The sequence below is a fragment of the Ferroplasma sp. Type II genome (assembly GCF_000496155.1).
In genome coordinates this window covers 1-8,467 of the sequence record NZ_KI542790.1, presented here as the reverse complement: position 1 = coordinate 8,467, position 8,467 = coordinate 1, and the positions used below count along the sequence as shown (strand labels likewise).

General features: G+C 40.7%; 9 protein-coding genes. 8 read left to right on the top strand and 1 reads right to left on the bottom strand.

The features are described from left to right. The 8 genes from AMDU4_RS11485 to sufU all read left to right on the top strand — a co-directional run. A partial coding sequence (locus AMDU4_RS11485) for a transposase (protein WP_021788137.1) occupies positions 1–382 on the top strand: 382 nt, incomplete at its 5' end. Between the two features lie 289 nt (positions 383–671). After that, positions 672–1,364 carry a hypothetical protein gene (locus AMDU4_RS11480; protein ID WP_021788135.1) on the top strand — a complete coding sequence of 231 codons (693 nt, stop codon included), beginning with the start codon at positions 672–674 and terminating at the stop codon, positions 1,362–1,364. Positions 1,365–1,567: 203 nt separating this feature from the next. Beyond that, entirely contained in the window at positions 1,568–3,271 is a 1,704-nt protein-coding gene (locus AMDU4_RS11475) for a methylmalonyl-CoA mutase (RefSeq protein ID WP_021788134.1), read from the top strand. Then, positions 3,234–3,689, top strand: a complete 456-nt coding sequence (locus tag AMDU4_RS11470; protein WP_342765608.1) for a cobalamin B12-binding domain-containing protein — start codon at positions 3,234–3,236, stop codon at positions 3,687–3,689. The genes AMDU4_RS11475 and AMDU4_RS11470 overlap by 38 nt, the downstream gene beginning before the upstream one ends. Beyond that, positions 3,679–4,623 (top strand): ArgK/MeaB family GTPase, encoded by a 945-nt coding sequence (locus AMDU4_RS11465; RefSeq protein WP_021788132.1) that lies wholly within the window; start codon positions 3,679–3,681, stop codon positions 4,621–4,623. The genes AMDU4_RS11470 and AMDU4_RS11465 overlap by 11 nt, the downstream gene beginning before the upstream one ends. Before the next feature lie 248 nt (positions 4,624–4,871). Further along, positions 4,872–6,296: an RNA-guided endonuclease IscB gene (gene iscB, locus AMDU4_RS11460; protein ID WP_021788131.1), complete on the top strand. Its 1,425-nt coding sequence runs from the start codon at positions 4,872–4,874 to the stop codon at positions 6,294–6,296. A 37-nt stretch (positions 6,297–6,333) separates the two neighbouring features. Beyond that, positions 6,334–7,557 carry a cysteine desulfurase gene (locus tag AMDU4_RS11455; protein WP_021787950.1) on the top strand — a complete coding sequence of 408 codons (1,224 nt, stop codon included), beginning with the start codon at positions 6,334–6,336 and terminating at the stop codon, positions 7,555–7,557. Then, entirely contained in the window at positions 7,554–7,982 is a 429-nt protein-coding gene (gene sufU / locus AMDU4_RS11450; protein ID WP_021788130.1) for a Fe-S cluster assembly sulfur transfer protein SufU, read from the top strand. The genes AMDU4_RS11455 and sufU overlap by 4 nt, the downstream gene beginning before the upstream one ends. A gap of 123 nt (positions 7,983–8,105) precedes the next feature. Here the strand turns inward: sufU and AMDU4_RS11445 are convergent, their stop codons facing one another. Further along, positions 8,106–8,432 carry a M20/M25/M40 family metallo-hydrolase gene (locus AMDU4_RS11445; RefSeq protein WP_021788129.1) on the bottom strand — a complete coding sequence of 109 codons (327 nt, stop codon included), beginning with the start codon at positions 8,430–8,432 and terminating at the stop codon, positions 8,106–8,108. Positions 8,433–8,467 lie beyond the last annotated feature (35 nt).

Here is an 8,467-nt window from a genome sequence, read left to right as displayed (position 1 = left end):
AACTGAAGAATCCCTGGAATCAGAAGACATGAATCTGAGAAAATCAATGAAGGAGAAGTTCGACAGCAGAATGGAAGATCTTGTAAAACGCTATGATCCATTCAGTGAATTGCACAAACCTGTGGAATACATCCGCAATGGTCTGGGATCATGGTTCACATGTCTACTGTACAGGGGAATGGAACCTACCAACAACCTTGCAGAACAGGCAATAAGGGAACATGTTGTAATAAGGAAGATCATAGGGACATTCAGATCAGAGAACGGATCACAGAATTACCAGTACATCTCATCACTGCTTGCAACATGGAACCTGAAAGGGAAGAGCATGTTTGTTGAGATGGATAAAATATTGAGAAAAGAGCTGTGTGGATTCGGGTAGCTATACAAATACAAATATTTTTATATAACATATGATTTTATATTATATGAAAACTGTAAATAAAAAGTGCCTTTTAGTGTTAGCTACTTTGTTGACAGCAGTTCTAATGATTGATATTCCATTATCCATTGCAGCAAGCCCCGCCTCAACATCATATTTGTATTTGGCAAGTGGTTCGTCGATGAATTATGTTTGCAGTAGATCTGGTTATATTGATTCCTAAACATATTCAACGCATAATGGAATTGGAAAAACTACCACAAGCAACACCAGCAGTATTCCCTACTATATGATACCATTAGGCACATACTATTACAACGTGACAGTTAGCAGCTCAAATGTTACTGCTGTAAATATAACTGTTCCCACATCATCTGGGATGACCTCGTATTCGAATTTACCAATTTCCCAGGCAAAATATATGGTGCCTATCTATGTCAGCAGTACTTCCAAAAATGTGACATTATTGCACCCAATATATCAGGGAAAATATGACAGCTTTGCCAGTAACTTCACACTTAATTATTCAAAAGCAGTTGTATTACCCTATTACAAGACGCCCTTTGGACCTGTGAAAGCTACAGAGTACATTATAGATGAACATGTAATTAGAGTAAAGGCAAACGCCACAAGGGCTACCTCATACACTAATATTACTGGTGCCATCTATGTGAACCCTGCAACGGATCTCATATTGTATGATAATGTAAATTCATATTCTAAGGACGTAAGTAGTGGAACAACTACAGCCAACGAAACATATACTGTAACAAGTATTACAACGACAAACTCACTTACCAGCACCAATGTAGTGCCGATTCATACAGATTATATAGGTGCATACGTGGGAACCGGAGTGGCAATAGTCCTCCTTGGGGCTGCGGTGTATTACTTCTATGGTAGAAAACCTGCAGCACCTAAACAAACAGAGAAGCAGGAAGACAACATGAAACAAAACAGGGATGAAAAGCCGAAGCAATAAAAATTTATTTTTTTCAATTTGAAATTATCTCCTGATTTTTATTTTTGTATTCAGAATCATTATTGTTAATGATATCATATGCTTTGAGAATTGATTTCATTAAACCATTCATCATCTTTCTTCAATGATGGCAAGAGCGAAACAAAACATAGAGGATATGGTATTATAAGAAAAATATTAATGCTTTTAACCATTAAGATAACATGGAAAATTTCTGGGATCTTAAGGTTAAGGAAATAACGGGATCTTTTAAGGTGGATAAAAACTATGAAAATTGGAAAAATACGGTACTGCAGCCATGGAATCAAAAAACCGGATATGTCGACAGGGAACATGTAAACTCATCCTCAATGCCAGTAAAAGAATTGTATACTGCTGGCGACCTTCCTGATAACACCGAAAAACTTCTTGGATATCCGGGAGAGTATCCCTTTACCAGAGGTGTATACCCAAACATGTACCGTGGAAGAAACTGGACTATGAGGATGTTTTCAGGTTTCGGAACTCCAGATGACACAAATAAACGATTGAAATACCTTATTGAAAACGGAGAAACAGGACTGAGCATCGCCTTTGACATGCCCACGCTTTATGGATACGACTGTGATAATGAAAGGTCTGAAGGAGAAGTTGGAAAATGCGGTGTCAATGTATCCTCTCTTCACGACATGGAGCGTATCTTTGATGGTATAGACCTAGCAAAGGTAAGCACTTCAATGACCATAAACGCACCGGCCGCAATACTTACTGCCATGTATTTTGTACTAGCCGAAGAAAAAAAGATTCCACTGGACAAAATAGCTGGAACAGTGCAGGCCGACATACTGAAGGAATATATAGCCCAGAAAGAATGGATGTATCCTCCAGAAGCCCATTTGAGGCTAATAAGGGATATGCTTACCTATTCAACTAAATATGTACCCAAATGGAACTATATTAGTGTCTCTGGTTACCATATAAGGGAAGCAGGTTCCAGTGCGGTACAGGAACTTGCCTTTACCCTTGCAGACGGATTTTATTACATAGAAATGGGGATAAATGCAGGATTGAACATTGATGACTTCGCCCCGAGGATGTCCTTTTTCTTTAATTCCTCTATTAATTTCTTTGAAGAAATAGCTAAATTCAGGGCTGCAAGAAGAATATGGGCAACTGTAATGAAAGAAAAATACCACGCGAAAAATCCTAAGAGCATGGCACTGAAATTCCATACACAGACATCTGGTTACACACTTACATGGCAACAGCCACTTAACAACATAGTTAGAACAACAATAGAGGCAATGGCCGCAGTCCTTGGAGGGACGCAGAGTTTGCATACAAATTCATATGATGAGGCATGGGCTCTTCCAACAGATGATGCGGTTAAGGTGGCATTGAGGACACAGCAGATAATTGCCGAAGAGACTGGAATAACCGACATAATAGACCCATTAGGGGGATCATACTATCTGGAGAGGCTGACATGTGATATGGAAGTGGAAGCCTACAAGTATTTTTCCGAGATAGAAAAGATGGGTGGAATACTAAATGCGGTAAAATCAGGATACATACAGAAAGAAATAGCAGATACATCATACAAAAAACAATTGAGAATAGAGAATAATAATGATATAATAGTAGGCGTAAACAGATATGTGGATAAGGATGAAAAGCCAATTAACACCCTGAAAATTTCAGACATAGCAGAAAACGGGCAGATAAATCAGCTTAGGGAAGTTAAGGGAAAAAGAGATGGAAACAAGGTGGCTGAATCACTTGAAAAACTGAGAAATGCAATGGAAGATGAAAGTATAAATTTAATGCCTTATATCATGGATTGCGTAAGAAACTACTGCACAATTGAGGAAATATCAAACATAGGGAGGGATATCTTTGGACAGTGGAAAGAACCGAAAATATACTGAGGCCCCAATAAAAATTCTGCTGGCCAAACCTGCTATAGACGGGCATGACAGGGGCATATTTGTTCTTGCCAAGGCATTCAGGGATGCTGGTATGGATGTTTTATATGCAGGGCTGCTGCCAACTCCAGAAGAGGTTGTTGATACAGCAGTTAATGAGGATGTGGATGTAATTGCACTGAGCCTTTTAAATGGTGCGCATATGACTGCATTCCGAAATGTCATGGAAATCCTGAAAAAGCGTGGAATAAACGATATAGCTGTAGTAGGTGGAGGAATAATACCTGACGAAGACAAACCTGCACTTGAAAAAATGGGAATAACAGGCAACTTCGGCCCTGGAACACCTCTCAGTGTAATAATCAACCATGTAAAAAAACGGGCAATGGAAATCAGGAAATTGAGGGAAAATGAATATTGATAGGCTAACAGATGGCATTCTGAAAGGAGATTACAGGAGCATTGCCAGATCCATATCACTGATAGAGAATTCCGGTTATGAATCAAGAAAGGAAATAATCAGTAGGATATACAGATACGGAAATGCGAAGATCATCGGTATAACAGGACCGCCGGGAGTGGGGAAAAGTACTTTAATAGGCAATCTTGCCCCAATGCTTGAAGATCACGGCAAGGTTTCCGTTCTTGCTATTGACCCGGCCAGCCCGTTCTCTGGTGGGGCCATACTTGGGAACAGGATAAGGATGCAGGCTGCTCTCACCAGAAGGGGAATATATATGAGAAGCGTATCCAACAGACTGTATAATGGCGGGCTTTCTGAATATACATGGGACATAACAAAGATTCTGGAAGCATCTGGAAGCGATTTTGTCATACTTGAAACCGTTGGGTCAGGCCAGGCAGATGTGGATATAATGAATATAGCAGATATAACATGCGTAATTCTTGCACCCGGGCTCGGAGATGAAATACAGGCAATTAAATCTGGTATGATGGAAATAGGAGATATTTTTGTAATAAATAAAACGGACAGAGAGGGGTCGTATCTGGCTATTAAGGATATAAGGGAATCGTTAAACATGAGCAATAAGCTGTCCACACCGGTTATAGGGCTGAATTCCATAACAGGCGAGAATTATGATGAGTTTGTTGCAAACATATTAAAGCTTGACAAAAAAAACTTCCGAGAGAAATATTACAGAAAACTGAAAATGGTGGTAATGGAAACTATATACAATAAGTATTCCAAATATATTGACAGTATAGAATATAACAATGGAATTCTTGACAAAGACCCCTATACCATGGCTGAGGAGATACTTCGAAATGATATTGGAAAATGGAGAAGCACTTATAATAGCCATTCAGAAGAGGAAAATAACCATATTAAATAAAATTCCAGCTGTATTCAACATTGCATCTAACACAACCCTTTAGTACCTATATTTTATAGTTTAAAGATGAATAGGATACTAAAATATTACATAAATGGGTTTATAAAAAGTATTAACTACAGGGTATTTACTAGGAATAAGCTAAATATTGGTCTGAAAGTCAACTACCCCTCCCTGACGGAAGGGGCTTGTCTCGTGAGGAACAGCGCAAGAGTTGATTAGGGGGCTTTAAAAACATGGAGAAACATATGAAAGAGAAGCAGAAGTTAGATAGGAGAGATACATACACACCTACGGATGCTCCACAAGTCCGTGGCAACTGTGATCATGCATTAAACAGAGAGGAAACTCTCAGTGTGCATGGTTTAAAAACCCCTTCTAACAACCCCCATGTGGACCTACTCTCACCGGTAGGAGGGCATAAAGCCGATATGCCGGTATTTATTCTAAACGATGATGGAAAACCATTGATTCCATGCAAACCCGCCAAGGCAAGACATCTTCTAAGTGACAAGAAAGCCAAAGTAATTTCTTCTAATCCGTTCACAATACAGTTGCTTTGGCATTGTGAGGGAAACGTGGAAACAATAACACTGGGCATAGATTCTGGATACAAACACATAGGTTTTTCTGCTGTAACAGACAATAAAGAACTCATATCCGGGGAAGTAGTAATAAGAACTGACATACCGAAGCTCAATGAAGAAAAGGCAATGTACCGCAGAAAAAAGAGAAATAAGCTCTGGTACAGGAAACCAAGATTCATGAATCGTGGCAATAATAAAGAAGGACGGTTCGCACCAAGCATTGAACACAAACTGGAAACTCATATAAGATTGATTGAGAAGTTGAAGCGAATACTTCCCGTATCAAACACAGTGATAGAGGTTGCATCCTTTGATACCCAGAAGATGAAGAATCCTGAGATAAGTGGAATAGAATACCAGCAGGGAGAACTTCAGGGATATGAGATCAGGGAATATCTCCTTGAGAAATTCCATCGCACATGTGTGTATTGTGGCAAGACAGGTGTGCCTCTTGAAATAGAGCATCTAACGCCCAGATCAAGAGATGGTCCCGATACGGTCAATAATCTCGCAATCTCATGTCATGACTGTAACCAGAAGAAGAACAACCTCACAGCAGAAGAGTTTGGATATCCTGAAGTGAGGAAGAGGGCATTGATCACCATGAGAGATGCAGCATTCATGAACACTGTAAGGTGGAAGCTTACACAACTTACAGGATCAGAACATACATTGGGATTCATTACAAAGAAGAATCGTATTTCTCTTGGTCTGGATAAAACCCATGCCAACGATGCATTTGTGATTGCTGGAGGAACTGTTCAGATCAGGACATTGCCATTTACAATCACACAGAGAAGGAGGAACAACCGTTCCATCCAGACGAACAGGAAGGGATTCAGGCCATCAATAATAAGGAAAAGATATGCATTCCAGCCTGGAGACATGGTTCTGCATGATCATGAGAGATTCAGTGTTGTTGGTATGCATAACTATGGGAAATCAATCGTAATAAAAGGAGGAGGGAAGAAGATGGACATAAACACGAAGAAGGTCAAGCTGGTAAAATATGGAAAAGGATTGCAATTCGCACCCCAATTCCTTCCCACCCTTTCGGATGGGGTCTCATTGGGGGGAGTTAGATGAATGTTATATTACTTAAAAACGAAATGGGGTTAAAAGCATGATTACAGCATTGGTTGATATCACAGAGGATTTTCCCATACTCAAGCGGCAAATTAATGGACATCGATTAGTATATCTGGATTCAGCTGCAACATCCCAAAAACCACAATCAGTCATTGACTGCATCACCAGATACTATGAAAACACCAATGCCAATGTTTTGCGGAGTGTACACACTCTGGCAGAAGAAGCAACGGTAGCGATGCAGGACGCCAGGGAAAAGATTGCACGCTTCATCCATGCCAACTCTGCCCGTGAAGTAATATTTACCAGGGGAACGACCGAAAGCCTCAACACTATTGCTCGAGCGTGGGGAGATAAATTTTTAAAAGAAGGGGATGAAATTGTCCTTTCTCCCATGGAACACCATTCCAATATTATCCCATGGCAGCAGTTAGCGAAGAGAAAGGGAGCGCATTTACGATACATTGATCTCAATAAAGATGGGACAATTACTATAGAATCCGTAAAAAAACAAATTAACAACAGAACCAGAATTGTGACCCTTTCAGCGGTGTCAAACGTGTTAGGCACCATAAATCCCATAGCTGAGGTAGCAAAACTGGCGCACGAGGTTGGAGCTATTATGGTCGTTGACGGGGCTCAATCAGTCCCGCACCAGCCCACAGATGTTCAGAACCTGGGAATAGATTTCCTTGCTTTTTCCGGCCATAAGATGCTGGGGCCTACTGGAATAGGTATTTTATGGGGCAAAGAAGCTTTACTGGAGGCTTCGGACCCAGTCGTATTCGGTGGAGAAATGATTGCATATGTTGACAGAGAACATGCAACCTGGGCCGAACTCCCTGCAAAATTTGAGGGGGGTACACCGCATATTGCTGGGGCTATTGGCCTTGGCAGCGCTGTGGATTACTTAAATGCTATTGGCATGTCCAGAATTGAGGAGCACAGCCGGGAACTTGCACAAGAAACTTATCAGAGGTTAGAAGAGATACCTGGAGTCATAGTCTATGGTCCGCCTTATCCACGAACCAGCGTTGTAGCCTTTAACATTTCAGGAATACACTCCCATGATGTCTCTCAGGTTCTTGATGCGCAGGGGATAGCTATCCGCGCCGGACATCATTGTGCCCAACCTTTGATGCGCTGGCTGGATGTTGGATCTACAGCCCGTGCCAGCTTCTATCTATATAACAGTGGTCAAGACATTGATGCTCTTGTGGATGCCATAAAGACAGCAAGGAGGTACTTTAAATTATGAATCTTGATGATATTTACCGTGAGGAGATCTTAGAACATAATCAGTCGCCAAGAAATTACGGACATTTGGAACATCCTACGAAAAGTGCCGGCCTATTAAATCCAACCTGCGGTGACCAAATTAAATTGGACTTGATCATAAAGGATGGGCGAATTGAAGAGATTTGCTTTAGCGGGCAGGGATGTTCTATCAGTATGGCATCGGCATCCATGCTCACTGAAGCAGTTAAGGGAAAAACTGTTGATGAGGCACTGTCACTGGTATCAAATTTCAAGGCCTTCCTGGCAGGTGGAACCTCAGACGTTCCTTTAGGTGATTTAGAGGCACTGCATGGTGCATCACAATTTCCTAGTAGAGTGAAATGTGCCACATTAGCACATAATGTCTTGGAAAAAGCTATTGCCGATTCAACGCCTGAACAGTAGAACAAAAATCATCTCCCGAAGCATTTGAGAACGGAGTATAGGGTTATACCTACGAAGTTTAAGCATCAGACCTATGATAATTTCTAAAGATAGATGTTAACATGGTTAAGAGAAACCCCAATCTCACAGACCTCTGGCTATTTCATAAAGACCTGCAGCAAAGCCAACGATGGATTTCTTAAGATCATTAATCAATATTTTTTCATCATTCATGTGAGATTCCTCAAGGATTCCAGGGCCGTAATTAAGCGACGGAATTCCTGCCTGATGTGTGAATCTCATATCAAATGTTCCTGGAGAGAGAACTAATTCCGGTTCACTTCCAAGGGCTTCCCCAAGGCCTGTCCTGAAAAGACGGTAAAATTGATTTTCTGTATTCTCTATTATGCTATCAGTTATATAATGTTCATTGATCCTGACTTCATACCCAGAACTTTGTGCATAGTCCATAATTAAATCGTATAGTTTGTCTTTTCCTCACTTAA

Excerpts from the sequence above, each read along its gene's own strand:
- AMDU4_RS11480 (WP_021788135.1), top strand. The coding sequence starts at position 672 with ATGATACCATTAGGCACATACTATTACAACGTGACAGTTAGCAGCTCA.
- AMDU4_RS11475 (WP_021788134.1), top strand. The coding sequence starts at position 1,568 with ATGGAAAATTTCTGGGATCTTAAGGTTAAGGAAATAACGGGATCTTTT.
- AMDU4_RS11465 (WP_021788132.1), top strand. The coding sequence starts at position 3,679 with ATGAATATTGATAGGCTAACAGATGGCATTCTGAAAGGAGATTACAGG.
- iscB (WP_021788131.1), top strand. The coding sequence starts at position 4,872 with ATGAAAGAGAAGCAGAAGTTAGATAGGAGAGATACATACACACCTACG.
- AMDU4_RS11455 (WP_021787950.1), top strand. The coding sequence starts at position 6,334 with ATGATTACAGCATTGGTTGATATCACAGAGGATTTTCCCATACTCAAG.
- sufU (WP_021788130.1), top strand. The coding sequence starts at position 7,554 with ATGAATCTTGATGATATTTACCGTGAGGAGATCTTAGAACATAATCAG.
- AMDU4_RS11445 (WP_021788129.1), bottom strand. The coding sequence starts at position 8,432 with ATGGACTATGCACAAAGTTCTGGGTATGAAGTCAGGATCAATGAACAT.